A 20,856-nucleotide genomic window follows, 5' to 3' on the forward strand; every position below is an offset into this window, starting at 1 on the left:
CCTTTAGAGCCGTCCCGCCTCGATGATGCGTTGCAGAAACTTCTGCGTGCGCGGGTGTTGCGGCGCAGAAAACAGTGCCTCGGGCCTGGCTTCTTCCATGATCCGCCCATCGGCCAGAAAGCACACCCGGTCCGCCACATCGCGCGCAAAGCCCATTTCATGGGTGACGATGATCATCGTCATACCCTCGGTCTTCAGTCGCCTGATGATGGCCAGCACTTCGCCGACGAGTTCAGGGTCAAGCGCTGCTGTCACCTCGTCGAGCAGCAGCACTTCCGGGCGCGTCGCCAGGGCCCGGACGATCGCCACCCGCTGCTGCTGGCCGCCGGACAATTGCTCGGGATAAGCGTTTTCGAATTCGGCCATGCCGAAGGCCGCGAGCAATTCCCGCGCGGTGGCAAGCGCCTCTTGCTTTGCGGTCTTGTGGACCTTGAGCGGTGCCAGCGTAATGTTCTGGATCACGCTGAGATGGGGAAAGAGATTATACGCCTGAAAGACGATCCCCACGCGACGATAGAGTCCGTTCCGGCCCCAGATCGGGTCTTCGACCGAAACGCCATCGAGCGAAATGGTGCCATAATCGAACTCGCTCAGTAAATTGATGCAGCGCAACAGCGTCGACTTGCCCGACCCCGAGGCGCCGATAAGGCATACAACCTCATGGGGCGCGACAGCCAGATTGACGTCGTCGAGCACCAGTACCTCACCGTAATATTTGGTGAGACCTTCGATCGAAATACGTGGTGTGGTCACAAGGCCCCCATGAGGCGTCGCTGGCGATCCTTCTTGGCGATGTAATCGGTCAGCCGCGCCATGGGAATGGTGGCCACCAGAAACAGCAATGCCGCCGCGATCAGCGAAGAATAATTGAAGGTCATGCCCGTATAGATCTGCGCTTCGCGCACGGCATCGCGCACCCCGATCACGGAAAGCAGCGCCACGTCCTTTTGCAGCGCTACGGCGAGGTTGAGGTGGACGGGTATGACGTTGCGGATCGCCTGGGGCAAAATCGCATAGAGCATGGCCTGCCACTGGCTCAGGCCCAAGGCCTTGGCCGCGGCCCGCTGGCCGTCGTGAACGGCCTCGATCCCCGAGCGGTAGATTTCCGAGGTATAGGCTGAATAGGACAACACCATCGCGGTTGCGCCCCAGAACAGCGCCGAATTGGGCAGTCCGGGCAGGTTGAGCGCCGGGATGCCGAACCCGAAGATCAGCACCAGCAACAGCACCGGCAGGCCGCGGAAGAGGTCGACATAGAGGACCACGAACACGCGCAGTGGCGCAAACCACGGTCCTGTCAGGGAGCGCATCAGCGCCAGCACCAATCCCCACACCATGATCGAAAACAGGCACACGGCCCAGACCTGTACGTTGATCCAGAACCCGCGCAGTACATTGGGAAAAGCGGTGGCCATCGCACCGAGATCGAAGAACTGGCGCGCGATGCGCGGCCATTGCTCGGCCGAGGTTACCACCTGGGCTACAAGGCCAAAAACGATCAGCACCATGGCGATCGAAATCACCGAGGGCACGTAGCGCTCGGTGGCGGTCAGGGTTTTCTTGCGGGGCGGCGGCGGTGTACGCCGCGAACCCATGTCAGGGTCCGCGGCAGTCGTTTTAGTCTCCGGCACGGTGCCAGTAGTCATTCAGAGATGACCGGCAGATCGGGATCGGCGATCAGATATTCGGCAACCAGCGCATCGATCGTGCCATCGGCCTCGAGCGCACCGATCGCTTCGTTGACCCAGCCGACGATTTCGTTGCCCTGTTCAAAGATTAGGCCGTGGCCGAGGTCGTTTTCATCCTTGGGCAGGATGGCAGTGATCGCAGCGTCGGGCACCTGAACTGCCGTCACGAACAGCGCGGTGGGGAGCGCTACGACGGTGGCGTCGATCTGGCCGCCCTGCAGCGCCTGGAACACGCCGACCTGATCGTCGTAAACCGCAGCGTCGTCGATGCCCAGGATGTCCTGGAGATAGGTCAGATCGGTGGTTCCGACCGCAACGCCCCAATTGGCCTCGCGCAATTCGTCAAAACTCGTGGCGCTGGCGACGCTGCTGTCGGGCAGGGCGACGACGGCCTTTTCAGGCTGGTAGTAAACATCCGAGAAGGTCGCGATCTCGGAGCGGGCTTCGGTGACCGAAATCTGCTGGATACCGAAATCATAGTCCTTGGCGCCCGGTGCGATCGCCTGATCGAAGGTCTCGCGCACCCAGACCACGTCTTCGGGTGCAAAGCCCATCTGTTCGGCGATGGCATAGACCAGCGCGCTTTCAAACCCTTCGCCATTGGCGGGATCATTGTCCATCATCCAGGGCGGATAGACCGGATCGGATGTCGCGACGGTCAACTGGCCCGGAGTGAACAGGCGCGGGTCGTCGGTGGTGCCCTCCTGGGCAATGGCGGCGGTCGCCAAAAGGCTCCCTGCCAAAGTTGCAACCAAAGCGAGCCGCCCCGTATTGAGCAAAGTGCCAGACATGTTCTCAGCCTCCATCGGCAGGACAGTTTTCGGAAATGACGCGCGATATTATCGGCTATGGGCCTGCTGGCAAGAACTCTGGTGCCCAAGCCTTGATAAGAAAGGGAAAATATGACCAATGCGATCGTGGTGACGACCACAACGTCCTCCAAAGACGAGGCGAGATCCATTGCCGAGGCCGTGTTGACGGAGCGGCTGGCGGCATGCGTCCAAATGCATCCGGTCACGAGCCACTTTCACTGGAACGGCGCGCTGCACAGCGAAGATGAAATCATGCTCACTTTCAAGAGTCGCCTCGACCTCTATTCCAGGCTCGAAGCCGCCATCGTAAAGCATCACAGCTATGAGGTGCCCGAGATCGTCGCGACGCCCATCGAGATGGGTCATCCGGCCTATCTTGACTGGATCGATACCGAGACTGGCGCCGAGGGATAACTTTCTGTCGCACCGGGCGATTTTCGTCGTTGCGGGGCTGGACGCGGCGCAATGGTGCCGTAATCATTGTCCCTATTGATTTACAGGCCGTTCGCGGTCGTCTGCCACACATTTCGATCGGGTCTTTAAAGGATGATCGACTGGATTTATCCGCTGCTCCTCGTGGGCGCCGGCCTCATCGTTGTTTCAGTGTTCACCAGCTTTATCGCGTTTCGCTTCGGCGCGCCTTTGCTGCTCATTTTCCTCGGGATCGGGCTCGCCGCGGGCACCGACGGGCTGGGGATCGAGTTTTCCGATTATAACATGGCTTATTTCGCCGGCTCGCTCGCGCTGGCGGTCATCCTTTTCGATTCCGGCTTCGGCACGCCGCTCAAATCCTTCCGCCAGGCGGCAGCGCCATCGATCGTTCTAGCAACCGTCGGGGTCCTTCTCACCACGGCAATCGTAGGCATGGTGGCGCGGCTCGTCTTCGGCTTTGGCTGGATCGAGGCATTGCTGATGGGCGCCATCGTCTCCTCGACAGACGCGGCGGCCGTGTTCTTCCTCCTGCGCGTCGGTGGCATCACCATTCGCGACAAGGTGCGCTCGACGCTGGAAGTGGAGTCCGGGTCCAACGATCCGATGGCGATCTTTCTCACCATCATGTTCGTCGAACTGCTGGTCTCGGGCGCTTCGCTTTCGGGGCTCACCAGCCAGTTTCTGGCCGGCTTCGGCCTGCAGATGGGGCTGGGTCTGGCGCTCGGGCTTTTGGGCGGCGCTGCCATGGTCTTCATCATCAACCGCGTTACGCTTGAAGGCGCGCTCTATCCCATCATCGTTCTGTCGATGGCCGTCCTCTTGTTTGCCTTCACCGGCCTTTTGGGCGGGTCGGGAGCCCTGGCCGCCTATGTGGCCGGGCTTGTGGCGGGCAATCGCAAGGTGCGTGGGCGCGACACGCTGGCCAAGTTTCAGGACGGCATGACATGGCTTGCCCAGATCGCCATGTTCCTCATTCTGGGGCTCCTTGCCTATCCCTCACAATTTGGAGCGGTGGCGCTACCGGCGCTGGCGCTGGCGCTCGTCCTCATGTTCGTGGCGCGGCCGGTCGCCGTGTGGCTGTGCCTTTTGCCCTTCCACTACGCCCGCGACGAAATCGCCTTCATTTCCTGGGTGGGCCTGCGTGGCGCGGTCTCGATCCTTCTGGCCATACTGCCGCTCATCGCCCAGCTGGAAAATGGCGAGGCGCTGTTCAACACGGCCTTCATCATCGTTCTGACGTCGCTTCTGATCCAGGGGTGGACCATCAAGCCCATGGCGCAATGGCTGGGCCTCATCGTTCCGCCGCGTATCGGCCCGGTCGAGCGCGTTGGGCTCGAACTCCCGGGCAACGCCCATCACGAACTGATCGTCTACCACGTCGTCGAGGGCAGCCCGGTGGCCGAGGGCGAACGTCTGCCGCGTTGGGCGCGGCCATCGCTGATCGTGCGCGATGGCCACTCCATGCGCTACCAATATGCTGGGCGTATCCGGCCCGGCGACTACATCTATATGTTCATTTCGCCGCGCTATACGCGCCTCCTCGACCGGCTGTTTGCCAGCCCCACCAAAGTGGAGGCCGACGACAAAGACTTTTTCGGCGAGTTCAAGATCAATCCCGAACGTCCGCTCTCGGCGCTCAGGGATGCGTACGACGCGCCGATCGGCCCCAATATCTCACTCGACAAGACCATCGCAGAATACATGCGCGAGCGGTTGGGCGGTGGTGCGGAGCAGGGTGACCGCGTCGCCATCGGGCCGCTGGAATTGATCGTCCACGATGCTGATGTCGATGGTAATGTGACGGCGGCAGGTCTCGCCATTGATCATGACGAGCCAAAGCCCAGGGTGCCGCTTTTCGTCAATGGCCGCGAATTGTTGCATCTTGTCCGCAGGCGTATCGCCATGGCGCGTCACCGGCGGCAGACCCGCCCGGAGCCTGTGCAGGAGACGCAGGTCACTGAGGACCAAGTCGCTGTGGCCGATCAGACGCCGTCGGAATCCAAGACCGCATAATGGCGCCGGTGCCAGAGCAGCGGCGCGCGGTCGGGATGGGTCTGGGTATGAAGCACGATGCCCGCGTAGAGCACATGGGTGTCCATCTCGATAGCACCCGACAGGCGGCAATCAAGGGTCGCAACCGCCCCGTCGAGCCGGGGCTGGCCTGAGGGCCACGCTTCCCATTGTTCGGCAGAAAAGCGTTCGGCAGGACCAAAGCCGGCGAAGGCGTCGGCAACGGATTGCTGATCCGCTGCAAGAACCGAAACCGAAAACGCTTGCGCTTCTTCGATCATCGCCGCCAGTGCACTGTCTCGGGTAATCGAAACGAGGATGGCCGGGGGCTCGGCGCTAAGCGAAAGCAACGCGGTCACCGTCCGCCCCTGTCGCTCACCACCGACGCCTGCGGTCACCACCGAGACAGACGACGCAAGGGCGCTCATGGCGCTGGTAAATTGCGCCGCGGGCACCGCTTCGCGCGCCGCGGGATGGTCGGCGCAGTTCAGGGCGAGACGGGTGGCGGTATCGGGCGATGTCGAAAGCTGCGGTTTGGTCATAGATGCCTTTGGGCGACCTGAGCCGCCAGTCGGTCGTCACGCAACGCGAAGGGTTGATCTTGGCGGCCGGTCTTTGTATTTTCCAAGTGAGAGCTTTCTAAATGTCCGCTTGGAGCCATGTCAATAGACGTTCCCACCGCCCCTTCGCCGCAAGCGCCTATCGCCTACTGGTCGCCGCGTAATGCCGGTGAGCGTATCCTGTTTCATCTCAAGATGCATGGGGACGCGACGGCTGCTGCGCTGGGCAAGGCGCTGGGCACATCGGGCGAGGCGGCGCGCCAGCAATTGGTGCGCCTCTCCGAAGACGGTCTCGTCGAGTGCTGGAGCCAGTCGCGCGGTGTAGGGCGCCCCGCCCAGTTCTGGCGTTTGACGGCCAAGGGCCAATCTCGGTTTCCTGATACGCACGCGGCGCTGACCGTCGAACTGTTGGGCATCGTCGGCGATGCCTTCGGTCCCGACGCGCTTTCCACAATCATCGACACCCGCGAAGAGCGCACCAAAACCGCTTACCGCGCAGCCATGGAAGGCGCGTCCTCACTTGGCGAGCGCGTGGCGCGTCTCGCAGATCTGCGCTCTCTCGAGGGCTATATGGCCGATTGGGAGACCGATGGTGAGGGCGGCTACAAGCTCTACGAAAACCACTGCCCCATCTGCGCTGCCGCCACAGCCTGCCAAAACTTCTGCCGCGCCGAACTCGCCGTATTCCAGGACGTGCTTGGCCCCGATGCGGAGGTCGTTCGTGAAGATCACATCGTCGCCGGCGCCCGCCGCTGCGCCTATCGCATATCGAAGGGCTGACCGTTCGCTAATATCGAATAATCAATGAACCAAACTGCCGGTTATCCATCCCGGTCTCTGGCCTATATTGGCTCCAACACAAGATTGGAGTTGAAACCATGCTCAATCAGATCAAGGGCTTGCACCACGTCACGACAATGGCGCGCGATGCTGATGCCAATAACCGCTTTTTCACCGACACGCTCGGCCTGCGCCGGGTCAAAAAAACCGTCAATTTCGACGAGCCGTCGGTCTATCACCTCTATTATGGCGACGAAGCCGGGACGCCCGGATCGGTCATGACATATTTCCCTTTCCCCCACATCATCCGCGGCCGGCCCGGCACGGGTGAAGTCGGAGAAACAGTGTTTTCGGTGCCCGAGGGCAGCCTCGAATTCTGGAAGCAGCGCTTTGCCGAAAAGGGCGTTGAGGGCGTCGTTTCCGAAGAAGCCTTCGGTGAAAAGCGCCTGCGCTTTACGGCTGTCGATGGCGATCATTTCGCTCTCGTCGAAGCCAAAAACGACGCGCGCAACGCGTGGACCGGCGGCAGCGTCGCTGGTGATGAAGCCATTCGCGGTTTTGCCGGCGCCACCCTGCGCCTTCGCGACAGCGGGGCCAGCGAAGAACTGCTCAAATTCATGGGTTACGAACACGCCGATACGGCCAAGGGCATCAAGCGCTTCGTGATGCCCGGCGGCAATGGGGCCGACGTCATCGATCTCCAGACCCTGCCAAACATGCCGCGTGGCGAACTTGGCTCGGGTTCGGTGCATCACATCGCGTTCGCCGTGGAAGATCGCGACGCCCAATTGGCGGTGCGCCAGTCGCTGCTCGACACCGGTTATCAGGTAACCCCGGTCATCGACCGCGATTATTTCTTCGCGATTTATTTCCGCACCCCCGGCGGTGTCCTGTTCGAGATCGCTACCAATGAGCCCGGCTTCGACCGTGATGAGGACACCGCACATCTCGGTGAAGCGCTGAAACTCCCCAGCCAGCACGAGCACCGTCGCGCCTGGCTCGAAACGCACCTGCCTGAAATCAAGGATTAAGCCATGATCGAGACGTATGTTTTCAAAGAGCATCCCGCGTCCGAAGCCGGAGCGCCGACGCTTGTGCTGCTGCACGGCACGGGCGGTGACGAAAACCAGTTCTTCAGTCTTGGCCGGCAGTTGCTGCCCAATGCTCGGCTGATCGCCCCGCGCGGCGACGTTTCCGAAGGCGGTTCGCTGCGCTATTTCAAGCGCACCGGCGAGGGCGTCTATGACATGGACGATCTGCGCCTGCGGACCGAAAAGATGGCGGGCTTTCTTGAAGGCCTGAAATCGGACGGCCCTTTGGTCGCGCTTGGCTATTCCAATGGCGCCAACATCCTCGCCTCGGTGATGATCGCGCGCCCCGATCTGGTCGATGCAGCGGTTCTCATGCATCCGCTCATCCCGTGGATTCCGTCCGATGTCGCTGGCCTTACCGGCCGCAAGGTGCTGATTACCGCCGGCAAGCGCGATCCGATCTGCCCCGCGCCAAAGACCCAGGCCCTGGCCGACTGGTTCGGAAAACAGGGTGCCAGCGTCCAGATCGCTTGGCACGAGGGTGGCCATGAGATCACCCAGACCGAGCTGGCAGCTGCCGCGAGCTTTGTTCAATCGGCAATTGGTTGACGCTGCGGTAACCATTAGAGCGATACGATTTCCCATTGCCCGGCGTGCACGCTGCGCGTGGGTTTGGGGATCGTTGGGGCGATGGCACAATCGCTTATAGGCCGGATGATCGGTCGCAGCTTACGCACACGGGTCTTGCTGCTGGTGTTGGCGGCATTACTCGTTGTTGGCGCTGCGGGTGCGTTCGCGTTTTATCGGATCGTTGATCATCTGACCCTGCAGTTCGGCACGATGATCGCCGAACGGCAGGTTCAGTATGATCGCTTTCGCGGCATGGAGGCGCTCAATCGCGAGTTGTCGCTGGCCGAAAGCTTCGTGCGTGCGCCAGCTCTGCTCGACTGGCTGGCAAATGAAAGCGACCCCGTGGCCCGCGAGCGCGGGCTCGCTGAAATGGAGCACTACCGCGCAGCGTTTTCCGATCAAAGCGTGTTCGTCGTCGCCGATGCATCGGGCAATTACTATTTCAACGACGCCCAGAACAGCTATGGCGACGACCCCTTCAGCTATACCCTAGACCCCGAGCTGGAGCGCGATTCCTGGTACTACGCCACGACCCAGCGCCGCGAGGGGTGCTACCCCAACGTCAATGTCGATGACGTTCTGGCGGTCACCAAGGTCTGGATAAACTGCATCGTGACCGAGAATGGCCGCGTGCTCGGCATGGTGGGCACGGGCCTCGATCTGTCCGGCTTTATCCGGGAAGTCGTCGATTTGTCCGAGCCCGGTATTGAATCGATCTTTGTCGACCAGAGCGGAGCCGTTCAGGCTCACCGCGACGCCTCCCTCGTCGACTTTCGCTCGATCACCAAGGACATCGCCGAGAAAATCACGGTGTTCGGACTTCTCGACAATCCAGCCGAGATGGCCACATTGCGCGGCCTGATGAATGCAGCGCGGCAGAACCCGTCAAGCGTCACGACCGCAATTCTCGATATGGAGGGCGAGCCCCGACTGGTCGGCGTCGGCTATCTCAATCATATCGGCTGGTACAACGTCACCGTCATGGATTTGGGCGCCATTATCGATATGGGACTTTTCTGGCCCATGGCCCTCGGCGTTACGGGTGTGCTACTGGCGGTGGCGCTGGCGCTGTCGCTGATCTTCCGCATCGTCGTGCTCGCCCGGCTCGAAAAGGTCGAGGGCGGCCTTGTTGCTCTGCGCGAGGGCCGACGCGCCACCATGGTTGCCGATCCTTCCAATGACGAGATCGGGCGTCTGTCCAGAACGCTTATCGAAATGTCCGACACCATAACCGAAGCGCGCCTCGATCTCGAAGCGCAGGTGCGCCAGCGCACCGAACAGCTTCAGTCCCTCGTCAATCTCGATGATCTCACCAAAATCCTCAATCGGCGCGGCTTTGAAGAGCGCTTCAGCCTGCATCGCCGCCGCGAACTCGATCCGCGCCAGACCAATGGGCTGATGTTGATCGACATCGACAATTTCAAAACGGTCAACGACACGGCTGGACACGCTGCCGGCGATCATGTCGTCGTCGAGGTGGCACGGCGTTTGAACCTGTCGCTGCGTTCGATCGATCTCTGCGCTCGTTGGGGTGGGGACGAGTTCATCATCCTCATCCGCGGCGGCACGACAGACGGGCTCGCGCAGGTTGCGGCGGCGCTGATTTCCATGATGGCGCACAAGCCGGTGTCGTTGCCCACGGGCCAGGCAATCGCCATCACGATCAGTATCGGCGCCGTCGTCATCCAGGCTGAAGATACGCTCGATCTCGCCACGGAGATGGCCGATGCCGCGCTCTATGCCGCCAAGGAGGGGGGCCGCAATCGGGTTGTCCTCTTCGATCGCGAGGTCAAACCCGACCTGCAATCGGCGTGATCAGGTCAGCAGATCGTCCCAATCGGGGTGACGCCGGAACTGTACGGCGACATAGGGGCATTGCGGCACGATCTTGAAGCCCTTTTCGCGCGCATCGTCCACGGCCTTTTTCACGAGTTGCAGCGCGTAGCCCTTGCCCTCGAAAGCGCGCGGCACGCCCGTGTGGTTGATGACGATCGATCCGTCCTCGCGGCGCACATAGGTCATTTCGGCCTCATGCGCATCGTCGAGCTTGGCCCAATAGCGTCCATGATTGCCGTTGAGTTCGTGGTGTATGTCGAGGGTTTGAGCCATCAGCGAATGCCTTTTGTTTTGCGCGAGCGCCCTTTATTGACGCGGGATGGCCAGCACAGCACAGTGCCGCCAAATGTCACCCGATCCCAAGGAGATCCGATGAGCCTGCCCATCCATCACATGATAGAACGCGGACCGCGCCCAGTGGCTCCATTTTCGCACGCGGTCGAAGCCGATGGGTGGATTTTCGTCACCGGCCAGATGCCGACCGATCCCGACAATCCCGATGCCCCGCTGCCCGCGGGCATCGTCGCCCAGACCCGCCGGGTCATGGACAATCTCACGATCATCTTGCAGGGTATCGGCCTCGCGCTCGAAAACGTCACGATGATCCGCATCTATCTCACAGATTTCGATGGCGATTACGCCGCAATGAACGAAACCTATGTGAGCTATTTCGAACAGGGCAAGCTCCCCGCCCGCACAACCGTCGGCGTCACCGGCCTCGCGGTCGGCGCCAAGGTCGAAATCGACATGATCGCAAGGCGGCCCTGACCGGTCACCCCACCAGTATCTTGACGCGGTTCCCTGCCGGATCACGGGTCTCTATCCCACCTTCTATTCGCGTCACCGCCACGTTGCCCGCTTCCAGTCGACCAAGGATCTCACTGCGCACCCTATCGCTCTCGACGACAATCTCAAACCACCGCAGCCCCGCCACACCCTCAGGCGGCAGCGAAGGATTGCGTCCGGCCCAGATATTGAACGCAAGGATATGCGGGACATAATCGAGGCTGACATCGCCCATGCCGTAGCGTCGCGACAGCAGCTGGCCGGCAAAGCCGAGCTTGTCGCGATAAAAATCCATCGCGGTGTCGAGGTCGTCGACATGGACATGCACGTGCCCGATGCGGGTTTTCTCGGGCATCGGCGCCATCGGTGTCTCGTCGCCATCGAGTTCGGCGAGCAGGCCCGGCACGTCGATCGGCTCGCGCCCGGAATGGGGCTTGCCGTCATGGGTGATCGCCATCAACTCGTCATGCTCCACGAACCGCCCGCGCCAGGGCGTTTCGAACGTGATCTCGATGCCGTTGCCGTCGAGGTCCCAAAGGTACAACGCCTCGGAGACCAGATGGTCGGTAGGCGAAATCCGCACCCGTGCCGCAATGGCGCGGTTGAGCATACGCGCAAGGTCGCGCCGCGTCGGAACATGGATCGCAACGTGGTAAAGCCCGATCGTATGCTGGGGCACCGGCCCACTCGCGCCCGTTTCGAGCACCACGAGCACGCTGTCGCCGGCACCCAGCTCCAGCCGGTCCTCATGACGCGCCAGAAGCGTCAGTCCCACGACGTCGCGCCAGATCGCAAGCGCGCGCTCCGGGTCGGTCACGGCGATGTGGATGGGGCCGAGCCGCGTCGTTGTTGGCAACAATAGCGGGGTGGCGACGGTCGGCGCGGTGGTGGACATGACACTCTCCGGTTGCGGACCCTGATGGTCCGCATGATTGGTTTAGCGTGGAAGCGCTCCAGCGTTTCCAACTCCCAACATAATCGCTCCAATGGCCCCGATTAAGAGGACAGGGCGCGACGGATCGTTCCGGAATCGTGAATGGTTATGTCGTCGTTGAACAATTCGGGGCGTTCGCGGGACAAGCGAGCGACTTCGGTGATGATGCCCTCGAGATGCTGCGCCATCACCCAGGCGGCGCGGTTGCCATCGCGAGCACGCAGCGCGTCGACCATGTCGGCATGTTCATCGATGCCCATGGCGATACGCTGGGGCGTGTTGGTCATCTGGCGGGCCCGGGAAAGATTGTTGCGCACCGATTCCACCATGGCGCGTATCCGCCGAAACGACAGTGAACTGATCAGCATGTCGTGGAAGGCGCTGTCGAGGTCGTGAAAACGATCGCGTTCGTCCTTATTCGCGGTGTCGCGCTGGGCGGCGATATTTTCATCGAGCGCATCAAGCAGATCGGGCGTAGCGCGCTGGGCCAGAAGCCAGACTGCATGGCATTCGAGTCCCTTGCGGATGAACACGAGCTCTTCAACATCCCGCACCGAGAGAAACGTCACCGTGGTGCCCCGCTGGGGCAGGATATCAACAAACCCCTCTGCCTGCAGCCGCGCAAACGCCTCGGCGACCGGCGCGCGGGATACGCCCAGACGGGTGCAGATTTCGGATTTGTTGAGCATGGTTCCCGGTTCGAGCCGGGACGTCATGATGGCCGTGCGCAATTGATCGGTGACGTGCGCAGCCAGACTTCCGCGCTGAATAGATGGGTCCGGTGACAGAAAGGCGTAGGTGTCCTGGCCCGTGTCCATGCGTCCCCTTAGCTTGTCCTGGCCAAACTGGCCCCCTCAATTGGTATTATAGACAAGACGAGTCGCTGTGCCAGAAAAACCGAACATTTTTCGCCACTTATTGCTTTTGCGCCGCGCAGGGCGTTCAATCGGGAACAACGACAGGAGGCTGGAATGACCCTCACCGCAGCGCTGACCGACAAGCTCAAGGACCCCTCGCTCGTCGCCGCGGGCGGGTTTATCAACGGCAAATGGAATACGGTGTCCTCCCGCGGCAAGGTTTTTCGCGTCGACAATCCGGCGACCGGCGAAGTGCTCGCCCAGATTCCCGATCTTTCGACCCATGCCACGCGCGATGCCATCGACGCCGCCTACGCCGCCCAACCGGGCTGGGCGGCCAAATCGGCCAAGCAGCGCGCTGACAAGATGAAAAAGCTCTTCCAGCTCATGGTGGAAAATGCCGACGATCTGGCGACCATCCTGACGCTCGAAATGGGCAAGCCATGGGCCGAGGCACGCGGTGAAATTTTATATGGCGCAAGCTTTATCGAATGGTTCGCCGAAGAAGCGCGGCGCGTCTATGGCGACACCATGCCCGGCCATACGCCCGACGTCCGGATTTCGGTCATCAAGCAGCCGGTCGGCGTTGTCGGGACGATCACGCCATGGAACTTCCCCAACGCCATGATCGCGCGCAAACTGGCGCCGGCGCTCGCGGTGGGCTGTACTGTGGTCTGCAAACCCGCCGCAGAAACCCCGCTCTCGGCGCTTGCAATGGCACGGTTGATTGAGCGGGCCGGCTTTCCCGCCGGTGTTTTCAACGTGGTCCCCGGCACCGATTCCGCGGCCATCGGGCAGGAGCTGTGTTCCAACCCCAAAGTCGCCAAGATCAGCTTCACCGGCTCGACCAATGTTGGCAAGATCCTGATGCGCCAGTGCGCCGACGGCATCAAGCGCATGAGCATGGAACTGGGCGGCAACGCGCCCTTCATCGTCTTTGATGATGCCGATGTCGAAGCGGCGGTGGATGGCGCCATCGCGTCGAAATTCCGTAATGCCGGCCAGACTTGCGTCTGTGCCAACCGTGTCTACGTGCAGTCGGGTATCCACGACGCCTTCGTTTCACGCCTCAAGGAAAAGATGGCCGATCTTAAGCTCGGCAACGGCATGGAGAAGGGCGTCAATCTCGGGCCGCTGATCACCGATAAGGCCGTCGCCAAGGTCACCGAACTGGTCGGTGATGCGACGGCGAAGGGTGCGGACATTCTCATGGGTGGCGCGCCCACCGGCGAGCGCACCTTTTATCCACCGACCCTTTTGGTCGGTGCAACCAAGGATATGCGGATCGCGCGCGAGGAAATCTTTGGCCCCGTCGCTCCGGTTTTCAAATTCGAAACCGTCGCGGAAGCGATCGAACTCGCCAACGCCACCGAATTCGGCCTAGCCGCCTATTTTTACGCCAAGGACATCTCGAAGGTCACAAAGGTTGCCGAGGCGCTCGAGTATGGCATCGTGGGGATCAACACCGGCATGATCTCCACCGAAACTGCCCCCTTCGGCGGCATCAAGCAGTCGGGCTTTGGCCGCGAAGGCTCGAAATACGGCATCGAGGACTACCTCAACATCAAATATCTCTGCCTTGCGGTCTGACCCCATCGGTAAAGTCCCCGGCTTGGCGCTAACCGGGCGTTAGCGCACCACCCCCTATCCTCACATGAGGCTATAAGGGGATTCGGGGTCATGAGCAGGGGTGGTGGTTACGCCAGCCGCAACGCGGCTGCCGCGCGCCGGCGACGCGGCATTTTTGGCGAACTGGTCGTTGCGCTCATGGCGGTTGCCGCGCTCGGTTATGTCGCCATCGATCAGGGATATGTCAGCGTTCCTGGCCTCGATGCCCTGTCGCCATCCGTTACAGCCCAGCCGGATCTCATCGCCCATCGCTTCGCGGTCTGCGCCGGGGCAGGGGGCACCTGCGTTATCGACGGCGACACGATCCGCATCGAGGGTCAGTCGATCCGCATTGCCGATATTGATACCCCCGAAGTGCGGGGTTTTGCCTGTCCCGCCGAAAAGGCGCTGGGCGATCGGGCCACGCTGCGCATGGTCGAGCTGCTGAACGCAGGCGGCTTTTCCATGCGGCGCTGGGACCATCGCGATGCGGATCAGTATGGCCGCAAGCTGCGCGTTATCACCCGCGATGGCCAATCGCTGGGCATGACGCTCGTCGCCGAGGGCCTGGCGCGACCTTGGGACGGCGCGCGCCGCGGCTGGTGCTGAGGACTAATAGTGCGGTGGCGGCGGTTCGGCCTTGCCGGAACGCGCTATCTGTTCGACCGCGGCAATCTGGTCGTCGATTGCCTGCAGCCGGCGCTTGAGCCTGTCGATCTCGCGCCATTGCGCCGCGATCACGTCATTGAGCTCGTCGATGGTCTTGTCCTGAAATGCCGCGCGCTCTTCGAGCGCCGTCAATCGTTCATCGCTCATCGTCGTCACCGGATCGTCAGAACGCCGGCATCGGTCGGTGTGAAGCCGCAGGAGAGATAGAAGTCGCGCAGATGCGGCTCGAAATCGACGTGGATTTTTTCCACGCCGCGCTTGCGCGCCACTTCGATGGCCTTGTCCACCATGGACTGGCCGATGCCGCCGTCGCGATAGTCGGGATGCACGCACACATCGACCAGGAACGCATGCACGCCCCCATCCCAGGCCATATTGGCAAAGCCAACGAGTTCGTCGTTTAGATAGGCGCCGACATGGGTCAGGCTGCGGGTCAGGACGGACTGGAAATCGGCGAGCCCGTCGATTTCCCATGTGGCGCGCCAAAGGTCGGACAGCATGCGTTGCGTGGGAAAGGGATCGACGCGAATGTCGATGGTGTCCATGGCAAAATCCCTCGATTTGCGGATGATCGTCTAGCGGTTGCGGACTGTTACAGGCGCCCGCGGAATGCGCAAGCCATACTCGTGCCAAACAAAGCGCACCCCTGAACTTTAGTCGTACAAACATTGCGCCGTGATCTTGGCGAATGCGCGGCTTGCCGCTAAGAGACGGTCGAAGTTTCGGGGAGGACACCTCATGTTCGTTGTGGCCGGCGAAAGCCTTATCGATCTTGTCGCCAAGCCCCATGCGCTCGGCAGCGATCTGGAAATGGGTGCCCATGCGGGCGGTTCGCCCTATAATTGCGCCATCGCCTTGGCCCGCCTCGGCCAGGAGGCCGGCTTTCTATGCCCCATCTCCAGCGACACGTTTGGCGATCTGCTGATGGCGCCGCTCGACCAGGCCGGCGTCGTGCCCTTGGTCAAGGACCGTTCGGGTTGTAACACGACGCTCGCCGTCGTCACCCGCAACGCCCGCGGCCTTCCCGCCTATGCGTTTTATCGCCAGGGCACTGCCGAACGCGATATCTCGCGCGAAAAGCTCATGGCGTCGCTGCCCCAGACCATCGATCTGTTCCAGATCGGCGGCTTTCTCCCCATTGAGCCGGAAGACGCCGAAATCTGGCTCGACGTGGTGAAATCGGTTGCAGCGCAGGGCATTGTGCTCTCGATCGATCCCAATGTGCGCCCCTCGCTGATCTCTGATTTTGCGGGCTACAAACAGCGCCTTTCGGCTTTCCTCGACCTTGCCCATATCGTCAAAGTCTCCGACGAAGACCTCGCCGCGCTTGATGCGACCAAATCCATCGACGATCACGCAGCAGCCCTTCTGGCCCGCCCCAATGTCGAACTGGTCGTCGTCACGATGGGCGAGGAGGGCTCGCGCGCCTTTACCACCACGGCCCAGGCCAGCGCCCCCATCCATCGCCCCGACATTTTCGGTGACACCGTTGGCGCCGGCGACAGCCTCATGGCCGGCATCTTGACTGCCCTTGCCGACCGCAATGTCCTCGCCGTCGGCAAGCTCAAGGCCCTCGACAGCGAGACGCTGCACGACATCCTGATGTTCGGCGCCATCACCGCCGGCCTCAACTGCGGCTATGTCGGCTGCAACCCGCCCACGCGCGCTGAAGTCGAAGCGGTGATCAACGCGAACTAAGCCCCCGCCCGAATAGCCCGCGCCTCGGCCAGCGTCATTTCCGTATGCGTCTGCCACGCCGCACTCGTCTGCGGATAATCGGTCCTGAAATGCCCGCCCCGGCTTTCCGTACGCTTGAGCGCCGCCGCCGCCACCAGCGTCGCCGATGTCGTCATGTTGAGATAGGCGCGCGTCACCTCGATTGCCGTCTCCTCGAGCTCCAGCAACCGCTGCAATGCCCGCCGCAGCCCGGCTTCGTCACGCTCGACGCCCACATCGTCGCTCATCACCGCGCGCACATCCTTCACGGCCCTCAAATTCCGCAGCACGTCCTCGGCCTTCGCCCCGATCTCCGCGTCCCAGCCGATACCCTCGAACGGCGGCAGCACGGAGCGCACGGGCTCCAGTCCCGAAATGTCCTCGGCGATCCGCGCGCCGTAAACGATGGCTTCGAGCAGCGAATTGGAGGCCAGCCTGTTGGCCCCGTGCAGCCCGGTACACGATGCCTCTCCGCACACCCAAAGCCCAGGGAGCGACGAGCGCCCGTCTTCGTCCACCTTCACCCCGCCCATGTGATAGTGGGCCGCCGGCGTCACCGGGATGGGGTCGTTGACCGGATCTATCCCGGCCACGCGGCAATATTCGGCAACGGTCGGATACGCGTCCATTATCCGCGCCCCCAGCGCGGCCCGCGTATCGAGAAACACACTGTGCCCTGCCTTGATCTGGCGGAAATTTGCGCGCGCCACGATATCGCGCGGCGCCAGTTCGGCGTCGGGGTGAATATCGAGCATGAACCGCTCGCCGCTTTCGTTGATCAGCGTTGCCCCTTCGCCGCGCAGCGCTTCAGTCGCCAGCGGCGCCGGATCGCGGCCCGTCAGGATTGCGGTAGGGTGAAACTGCACGAATTCGGGATCGGCGATCACAGCGCCGGCCCGCGCCGCCATGCCCATGGCGTGCCCACGCACCGATGGCGGGTTGGTGGTCACTGCATAAAGCCCACCCAATCCGCCAGCCGCCAAAACCGTCGCCCGCGCCCTGATGAACACCGGCTCGACATAGCGATCCCCAAGTTTGCGCCCGAACACACCGATGATGCGGCCATCCGCATGGGCCAGATCGACCGCCGTTATCCCCTCGACCACGCGGATCGAGGGCGTCGCCCGCACCTTGGCGATGATCGCCTGCATGATCGCGTGCCCGGCCCGGTCGCCCGAAACCCGCACCACGCGATTGGCCGAATGCGCCGCCTCGCGCGACAGAATGAACTCTCCCAGCGCGTCGCGGTCGAACGGCGTGCCCCAACTCGACAGATCGTCGATCCGCGCCGCCGCCTCCGCCGTCACCGATTCCGCAACGCCGTGATCGACAATCCCGGCACCAGCCATTTCGGTATCGAGCGCATGGGCATGCGCGCTGTCTCCCTTGCCCACCGCCGCCGCAACGCCCCCTTGCGCCCAGGCCGAGGACGCGCCCGATCCCAGTGGCATCGGCGACAGCACGGTCACGGGCCGCGGCGAAAGCTTGAGGGCACAGAACAGTCCCGCCAGCCCCGCGCCAACGATCACCACGCCCTCGGCGTTAAAGACATTGTCGAAGATGTCCATTGCTCCCCCGCCCGTTTTGCGCGTTCATACGTCAGTGGGGCCAGATTGTGGAGCGGGAAATGTCCAGAGCTAGCGAGATCATGCCCATGCTGTCGGTCGCGGACATGGCCGCCAGCCTGCAATTTTACCGCGAGCGCCTCGGCGGGCAACAAAGCTATCAGTTCCCGCCCGAGGGCGAACCGGAGTTCCTCACCCTCAAATTCGGCGCCAGCGAAATCGGTATCGGCCGCATCAGCGCCACCCCGCTGCACGGCCAGCCCCAACGCCCCGCCACCGGCCACCGCATCGAATTGTGCATCTATATCGACGACGTCGACTCCTGTGTCGCCGAGCTGGAGGCCGACGCCATCACCGTCCTCGCCCCGCCCGCCGACCAACCCTGGGGCGAGCGCACCGCTTTTGTCTCGGACCCGGATGCCAACATCGTCATGCTCGTGATGCGGTTGGAGTAGGGCCCTGAGCGCCAGTGAACGCCGCCCAGCCTCACCAAGCGCACCACCCTGTCACCCCGGCCCTGCGCCGGGGCCCAGTATGCTCCGCGCTTATGGATAACCCGCCGTCTCGGCGCATACTGGGTCCCGGCTCAAGGCCGGGACGACGCCCGAGGGAGTGGCAAAGGCATTGAGCTCAAGACCGAACGAGATCGGTCATTCTTGCCACCGCCTAACACCCTCTCCCTTGGGGAGAGCGTTCGGGTGGAGGGGCGCGTTGAGCGCCAGTGAAAGCCGCCCCAGCCTCAGCCCTTCCGGGTCGAAAACCCGATCATCTTCTCAACAGCCGCCCGCGCCGGGGCCATCAGCTCTTGCGGGATCGTCACTTCCTCGGTCCCCGTATGCAGGCTCCAGAGGATGTTTTCGAGATTGATCCGCTTCATGTGCGGGCAGATATTGCACCCGCGCAAAAACGCGACGCCCTCGGTTTCGGCGGCGACGTTGTCGCTCATCGAGCATTCGGTGACCATCACAACCTTGGCCGGCCGCTCGGTCTTCACCCAGTCGATCATGCCCGACGTCGATCCGGCGAAATCGACGGCATCGATCACTTCGGGCGGGCATTCGGGATGCGCGATGATCTTGGCGCCCGGGTACGCCGCGCGCAGCTCTGCGATGTCGTCGGCAGTGAACGTCTCGTGCACTTCGCAGGCGCCTGCCCAGGTGACGATTTTCTTTTTGGTCTTTTTCGCGGTGTTCTGGGCCAGATACTGATCGGGGATCATCATCACCGTATCGCCCTCGACCGCCTCGACGATGGCCAGCGCATTGGACGATGTGCAGCACACATCGGTCACGGCCTTCACCGCTGCCGACGAGTTCACATAAGTCACCACCGGCACGCCCGGATATTGCGCCCGCATGGCCAGCACGTCCTCGGCCGTGATCGAAGACGCCAGGGAGCACCCAGCGCGGCTGTCGGGAATCAAGACGGTCTTGGACGGGTTGAGAAGCTTGGACGTCTCGGCCATGAAATGCACGCCGCACTGCACGATCGTATCCGCCTCGACTTTGGTCGCTTCGATCGCCAGTTGCAGACTGTCGCCCACGATATCGGCAACGCCGAAAAAGATCTGCGGCGTCTGGTAATTATGCGCCAGAATCACCGCGTTCTTTTCGCGCTTCAATTTATTGATCTGGAAAATCAGTGGCGCATAGAACGGCCATTCCACCTCGGGAATGCGGTCTTTGAGCTTGTCGAAAACCGGACGGGTTTCCTTTTCCACGCCTTTGGAAAACGTGAGGTCGAAATCGGCGGCGAGCACTGCACGCGCCTCATCGATCGGTGTCAGCGCGTTGATTTGCTGCATCATGTGAGTGGCTCCCCGCCTGCTTCTCCATGGCCGCACGCGACCGCGACGATGACTTAGGGACTTTTGGTTCCCAATTCAATAAAGCCCATGGTAGTAGGTGGCCACGGTGCAAGACTTTTCGACGGAGATCGCAATTGGCCCAGGATGCTGCAAAGCTCAAAACCCTTCTTTCCGCAGCGCCCGTCGTGCCGGTCATCATCCATGACGATGTCGCAACGGCCAGAAATCTCGCCGAAGCGCTGGTCGCCGGCGGGCTCACCAATCTCGAAGTGACGCTGCGCACGCCAAATGCGCTCAAAGTCATGGAAGAGATGGCCAAGGTCAAAGGCGCTGTCGTCGGTTCGGGCACCGTGCGTCGGAAAAAGGATATGAAGGCGTCGCGCGATGCGGGCTGCCAGTTCATGGTTTCGCCCGGCGCACCCGTCGCGCTGCTCGAAGCGGCCGAAGACATTTCGATCCCTCTCCTGCCGGGCATCGCGTCGCCCACCGAGGCCATGGCGGCATCGCTGATGGGCTACACCTATCTCAAATTCTTCCCCGCCGAAGCCATGGGCGGAGCGCCGGTTCTCAAATCCTTCGCCTCACCTCTGGCCGACCTCATCTTCTGTCCCACCGGCGGCATCGATCTGGCCAAGGCGAAAACCTATTTGGCGCTCCCCAACGTCATCTGCGTCGGCGGCTCCTGGGTCGTCCCCAATGATGCTATCGCGGCAGGTGATTTCGACAAGATCCAGGCTCTCGCCGCCGAGGCGGCAACGCTTTCGGCCTGAGTGTGAAACGGCCCGTTCCAGTTTCGGGCCTTGGCCATCTGCGGATCACGCTGAGCGAAAATTTCTATATCGGGCCGGGTCGCGCTGATCTTTTGGAAGGCATCGAAGCCACCGGTTCAATCCAGGCTGCCGGCAAGCGGATGGGCATGAGCTATAAGCGCGCCTGGGGTCTCGTTCAGGCGCTCAATGATGGCTTCGGCGCGCCGCTCGTGGAAACCTCACGCGGAGGCTCGGGGCAGGGTGGGGCACAGTTGACCGATGCCGGCCGCGCCGTTCTCTCCCACTATCGCGCCATGGCGGAAAAATCCGCAGCAGCCATCGCCGACGATGTCGCGGCGCTCAGGTCGCTTTTACCAAAATAGCGC

Annotated in this window: 24 protein-coding genes; 13 read left to right on the top strand and 11 right to left on the bottom strand. The window is 62.1% G+C overall.

Features of this window, described 5'->3' with window-relative positions:
* Nucleotides 1–3: 3 nt before the first annotated feature.
* Genes BLR31_RS12425 through BLR31_RS12435 form a run of 3 tightly spaced genes read right to left on the bottom strand, consistent with a single transcriptional unit; the run spans nucleotide 4 to nucleotide 2,479 of the window.
* Nucleotides 4–753, bottom strand: a complete 750-nt coding sequence (locus BLR31_RS12425) for an amino acid ABC transporter ATP-binding protein (RefSeq protein WP_090596851.1) — start codon at nucleotides 751–753, stop codon at nucleotides 4–6.
* Entirely contained in the window at nucleotides 750–1,595 is an 846-nt protein-coding gene (locus BLR31_RS12430; RefSeq protein ID WP_244505047.1) for an amino acid ABC transporter permease, read from the bottom strand. Before BLR31_RS12430 ends, BLR31_RS12425 begins: the two co-directional genes overlap by 4 nt.
* Nucleotides 1,596–1,642: 47 nt before the next feature.
* Complete coding sequence (locus tag BLR31_RS12435) at nucleotides 1,643–2,479, bottom strand: ABC transporter substrate-binding protein (protein ID WP_244505048.1); 837 nt, start codon at nucleotides 2,477–2,479, stop codon at nucleotides 1,643–1,645.
* Nucleotides 2,480–2,590: 111 nt separating this feature from the next.
* On the opposite strand from BLR31_RS12435, the gene cutA reads away from it, so the two are divergent.
* Nucleotides 2,591–2,914, top strand: coding sequence for a divalent-cation tolerance protein CutA (gene cutA, locus BLR31_RS12440; RefSeq protein ID WP_090596857.1), 324 nt, complete (start codon nucleotides 2,591–2,593; stop codon nucleotides 2,912–2,914).
* 132 nt (nucleotides 2,915–3,046) lie between these two features.
* Nucleotides 3,047–4,945, top strand: coding sequence for a potassium/proton antiporter (locus BLR31_RS12445; protein WP_090596859.1), 1,899 nt, complete (start codon nucleotides 3,047–3,049; stop codon nucleotides 4,943–4,945).
* On the opposite strand, the gene BLR31_RS12450 is transcribed toward BLR31_RS12445, so the two are convergent.
* On the bottom strand, nucleotides 4,915–5,484 hold the full coding sequence (locus BLR31_RS12450; RefSeq protein ID WP_090596861.1) for a flavin reductase family protein: 570 nt from the start codon (nucleotides 5,482–5,484) through the stop codon (nucleotides 4,915–4,917). The genes BLR31_RS12445 and BLR31_RS12450 overlap by 31 nt on opposite strands.
* Before the next feature lie 117 nt (nucleotides 5,485–5,601).
* Between BLR31_RS12450 and BLR31_RS12455 the strand changes: the two genes are divergently transcribed.
* From BLR31_RS12455 to BLR31_RS12470, 4 genes are all read left to right on the top strand, one after another.
* On the top strand, nucleotides 5,602–6,282 hold the full coding sequence (locus tag BLR31_RS12455) for a helix-turn-helix transcriptional regulator (RefSeq protein WP_090596863.1): 681 nt from the start codon (nucleotides 5,602–5,604) through the stop codon (nucleotides 6,280–6,282).
* Nucleotides 6,283–6,380: 98 nt separating this feature from the next.
* Nucleotides 6,381–7,313 carry a VOC family protein gene (locus tag BLR31_RS12460; protein WP_090596865.1) on the top strand — a complete coding sequence of 311 codons (933 nt, stop codon included), beginning with the start codon at nucleotides 6,381–6,383 and terminating at the stop codon, nucleotides 7,311–7,313.
* A 3-nt stretch (nucleotides 7,314–7,316) separates the two neighbouring features.
* The gene (locus tag BLR31_RS12465; RefSeq protein ID WP_090596867.1) at nucleotides 7,317–7,922 is read left to right on the top strand and encodes an alpha/beta hydrolase; all 606 of its coding nucleotides are present in this window, start codon (nucleotides 7,317–7,319) and stop codon (nucleotides 7,920–7,922) included.
* Between the two features lie 81 nt (nucleotides 7,923–8,003).
* Entirely contained in the window at nucleotides 8,004–9,758 is a 1,755-nt protein-coding gene (locus BLR31_RS12470) for a GGDEF domain-containing protein (protein WP_143009387.1), read from the top strand.
* On the opposite strand, the gene BLR31_RS12475 is transcribed toward BLR31_RS12470, so the two are convergent.
* Nucleotides 9,759–10,052, bottom strand: coding sequence for a GNAT family N-acetyltransferase (locus BLR31_RS12475; RefSeq protein WP_090596870.1), 294 nt, complete (start codon nucleotides 10,050–10,052; stop codon nucleotides 9,759–9,761).
* A 120-nt stretch (nucleotides 10,053–10,172) separates the two neighbouring features.
* On the opposite strand from BLR31_RS12475, the gene BLR31_RS12480 reads away from it, so the two are divergent.
* Nucleotides 10,173–10,547, top strand: a complete 375-nt coding sequence (locus tag BLR31_RS12480; protein ID WP_090597039.1) for a RidA family protein — start codon at nucleotides 10,173–10,175, stop codon at nucleotides 10,545–10,547.
* Nucleotides 10,548–10,551: 4 nt separating this feature from the next.
* Here the strand turns inward: BLR31_RS12480 and BLR31_RS12485 are convergent, their stop codons facing one another.
* Both BLR31_RS12485 and BLR31_RS12490 read right to left on the bottom strand, forming a co-directional pair.
* Nucleotides 10,552–11,460, bottom strand: a complete 909-nt coding sequence (locus BLR31_RS12485) for a VOC family protein (protein ID WP_090596872.1) — start codon at nucleotides 11,458–11,460, stop codon at nucleotides 10,552–10,554.
* 101 nt (nucleotides 11,461–11,561) lie between these two features.
* Nucleotides 11,562–12,317, bottom strand: coding sequence for a GntR family transcriptional regulator (locus BLR31_RS12490; protein WP_090596873.1), 756 nt, complete (start codon nucleotides 12,315–12,317; stop codon nucleotides 11,562–11,564).
* Nucleotides 12,318–12,470: 153 nt separating this feature from the next.
* Between BLR31_RS12490 and BLR31_RS12495 the strand changes: the two genes are divergently transcribed.
* Both BLR31_RS12495 and BLR31_RS12500 read left to right on the top strand, forming a co-directional pair.
* Nucleotides 12,471–13,946, top strand: coding sequence for an NAD-dependent succinate-semialdehyde dehydrogenase (locus BLR31_RS12495; RefSeq protein WP_090596874.1), 1,476 nt, complete (start codon nucleotides 12,471–12,473; stop codon nucleotides 13,944–13,946).
* Between the two features lie 90 nt (nucleotides 13,947–14,036).
* A complete protein-coding gene (locus BLR31_RS12500; protein ID WP_090596875.1) occupies nucleotides 14,037–14,573 on the top strand; it encodes a thermonuclease family protein in 537 nt (178 codons plus the stop codon).
* Nucleotides 14,574–14,576: 3 nt separating this feature from the next.
* Here the strand turns inward: BLR31_RS12500 and BLR31_RS12505 are convergent, their stop codons facing one another.
* Together BLR31_RS12505 and BLR31_RS12510 are read right to left on the bottom strand one after the other, a co-directional pair.
* Nucleotides 14,577–14,780, bottom strand: a complete 204-nt coding sequence (locus BLR31_RS12505; RefSeq protein ID WP_090596876.1) for a SlyX family protein — start codon at nucleotides 14,778–14,780, stop codon at nucleotides 14,577–14,579.
* Between the two features lie 5 nt (nucleotides 14,781–14,785).
* On the bottom strand, nucleotides 14,786–15,178 hold the full coding sequence (locus BLR31_RS12510; protein WP_090596877.1) for a GNAT family N-acetyltransferase: 393 nt from the start codon (nucleotides 15,176–15,178) through the stop codon (nucleotides 14,786–14,788).
* Between the two features lie 193 nt (nucleotides 15,179–15,371).
* Here BLR31_RS12510 and BLR31_RS12515 point away from each other — a divergent pair, with 193 nt between their 5' ends.
* On the top strand, nucleotides 15,372–16,331 hold the full coding sequence (locus BLR31_RS12515; RefSeq protein ID WP_090596878.1) for a carbohydrate kinase family protein: 960 nt from the start codon (nucleotides 15,372–15,374) through the stop codon (nucleotides 16,329–16,331).
* Here the strand turns inward: BLR31_RS12515 and BLR31_RS12520 are convergent.
* Nucleotides 16,328–17,917, bottom strand: coding sequence for an L-aspartate oxidase (locus BLR31_RS12520; protein WP_090596879.1), 1,590 nt, complete (start codon nucleotides 17,915–17,917; stop codon nucleotides 16,328–16,330). The genes BLR31_RS12515 and BLR31_RS12520 overlap by 4 nt on opposite strands.
* 59 nt (nucleotides 17,918–17,976) lie before the next feature.
* Here BLR31_RS12520 and BLR31_RS12525 point away from each other — a divergent pair, with 59 nt between their 5' ends.
* Nucleotides 17,977–18,369, top strand: coding sequence for a VOC family protein (locus BLR31_RS12525; RefSeq protein WP_210183922.1), 393 nt, complete (start codon nucleotides 17,977–17,979; stop codon nucleotides 18,367–18,369).
* Between the two features lie 284 nt (nucleotides 18,370–18,653).
* Here the strand turns inward: BLR31_RS12525 and nadA are convergent, their stop codons facing one another.
* Nucleotides 18,654–19,721, bottom strand: coding sequence for a quinolinate synthase NadA (gene nadA / locus BLR31_RS12530; RefSeq protein WP_090596880.1), 1,068 nt, complete (start codon nucleotides 19,719–19,721; stop codon nucleotides 18,654–18,656).
* Nucleotides 19,722–19,855: 134 nt separating this feature from the next.
* On the opposite strand from nadA, the gene eda reads away from it, so the two are divergent.
* On the top strand, nucleotides 19,856–20,491 hold the full coding sequence (eda, locus tag BLR31_RS12535) for a bifunctional 4-hydroxy-2-oxoglutarate aldolase/2-dehydro-3-deoxy-phosphogluconate aldolase (protein WP_244505049.1): 636 nt from the start codon (nucleotides 19,856–19,858) through the stop codon (nucleotides 20,489–20,491).
* Between the two features lie 2 nt (nucleotides 20,492–20,493).
* Complete coding sequence (locus tag BLR31_RS12540; RefSeq protein WP_090596882.1) at nucleotides 20,494–20,853, top strand: winged helix-turn-helix domain-containing protein; 360 nt, start codon at nucleotides 20,494–20,496, stop codon at nucleotides 20,851–20,853.
* Nucleotides 20,854–20,856 lie beyond the last annotated feature (3 nt).

The organism is Pelagibacterium luteolum (assembly GCF_900100665.1).
GTDB lineage: Bacteria > Pseudomonadota > Alphaproteobacteria > Rhizobiales > Devosiaceae > Pelagibacterium > Pelagibacterium luteolum.

Excerpts from the sequence above, each read along its gene's own strand:
- nadA (WP_090596880.1), bottom strand. The coding sequence starts at position 19,721 with ATGATGCAGCAAATCAACGCGCTGACACCGATCGATGAGGCGCGTGCA.
- BLR31_RS12455 (WP_090596863.1), top strand. The coding sequence starts at position 5,602 with ATGTCAATAGACGTTCCCACCGCCCCTTCGCCGCAAGCGCCTATCGCC.
- BLR31_RS12515 (WP_090596878.1), top strand. The coding sequence starts at position 15,372 with ATGTTCGTTGTGGCCGGCGAAAGCCTTATCGATCTTGTCGCCAAGCCC.
- BLR31_RS12510 (WP_090596877.1), bottom strand. The coding sequence starts at position 15,178 with ATGGACACCATCGACATTCGCGTCGATCCCTTTCCCACGCAACGCATG.
- BLR31_RS12495 (WP_090596874.1), top strand. The coding sequence starts at position 12,471 with ATGACCCTCACCGCAGCGCTGACCGACAAGCTCAAGGACCCCTCGCTC.
- BLR31_RS12520 (WP_090596879.1), bottom strand. The coding sequence starts at position 17,917 with ATGGACATCTTCGACAATGTCTTTAACGCCGAGGGCGTGGTGATCGTT.
- BLR31_RS12500 (WP_090596875.1), top strand. The coding sequence starts at position 14,037 with ATGAGCAGGGGTGGTGGTTACGCCAGCCGCAACGCGGCTGCCGCGCGC.
- BLR31_RS12480 (WP_090597039.1), top strand. The coding sequence starts at position 10,173 with ATGATAGAACGCGGACCGCGCCCAGTGGCTCCATTTTCGCACGCGGTC.
- BLR31_RS12505 (WP_090596876.1), bottom strand. The coding sequence starts at position 14,780 with ATGAGCGATGAACGATTGACGGCGCTCGAAGAGCGCGCGGCATTTCAG.
- BLR31_RS12450 (WP_090596861.1), bottom strand. The coding sequence starts at position 5,484 with ATGACCAAACCGCAGCTTTCGACATCGCCCGATACCGCCACCCGTCTC.
- BLR31_RS12435 (WP_244505048.1), bottom strand. The coding sequence starts at position 2,479 with ATGTCTGGCACTTTGCTCAATACGGGGCGGCTCGCTTTGGTTGCAACT.
- BLR31_RS12465 (WP_090596867.1), top strand. The coding sequence starts at position 7,317 with ATGATCGAGACGTATGTTTTCAAAGAGCATCCCGCGTCCGAAGCCGGA.
- BLR31_RS12485 (WP_090596872.1), bottom strand. The coding sequence starts at position 11,460 with ATGTCCACCACCGCGCCGACCGTCGCCACCCCGCTATTGTTGCCAACA.
- BLR31_RS12475 (WP_090596870.1), bottom strand. The coding sequence starts at position 10,052 with ATGGCTCAAACCCTCGACATACACCACGAACTCAACGGCAATCATGGA.
- cutA (WP_090596857.1), top strand. The coding sequence starts at position 2,591 with ATGACCAATGCGATCGTGGTGACGACCACAACGTCCTCCAAAGACGAG.
- BLR31_RS12430 (WP_244505047.1), bottom strand. The coding sequence starts at position 1,595 with ATGGGTTCGCGGCGTACACCGCCGCCGCCCCGCAAGAAAACCCTGACC.
- BLR31_RS12490 (WP_090596873.1), bottom strand. The coding sequence starts at position 12,317 with ATGGACACGGGCCAGGACACCTACGCCTTTCTGTCACCGGACCCATCT.
- BLR31_RS12445 (WP_090596859.1), top strand. The coding sequence starts at position 3,047 with ATGATCGACTGGATTTATCCGCTGCTCCTCGTGGGCGCCGGCCTCATC.
- BLR31_RS12525 (WP_210183922.1), top strand. The coding sequence starts at position 17,977 with ATGTCCAGAGCTAGCGAGATCATGCCCATGCTGTCGGTCGCGGACATG.
- BLR31_RS12470 (WP_143009387.1), top strand. The coding sequence starts at position 8,004 with ATGGCACAATCGCTTATAGGCCGGATGATCGGTCGCAGCTTACGCACA.
- BLR31_RS12460 (WP_090596865.1), top strand. The coding sequence starts at position 6,381 with ATGCTCAATCAGATCAAGGGCTTGCACCACGTCACGACAATGGCGCGC.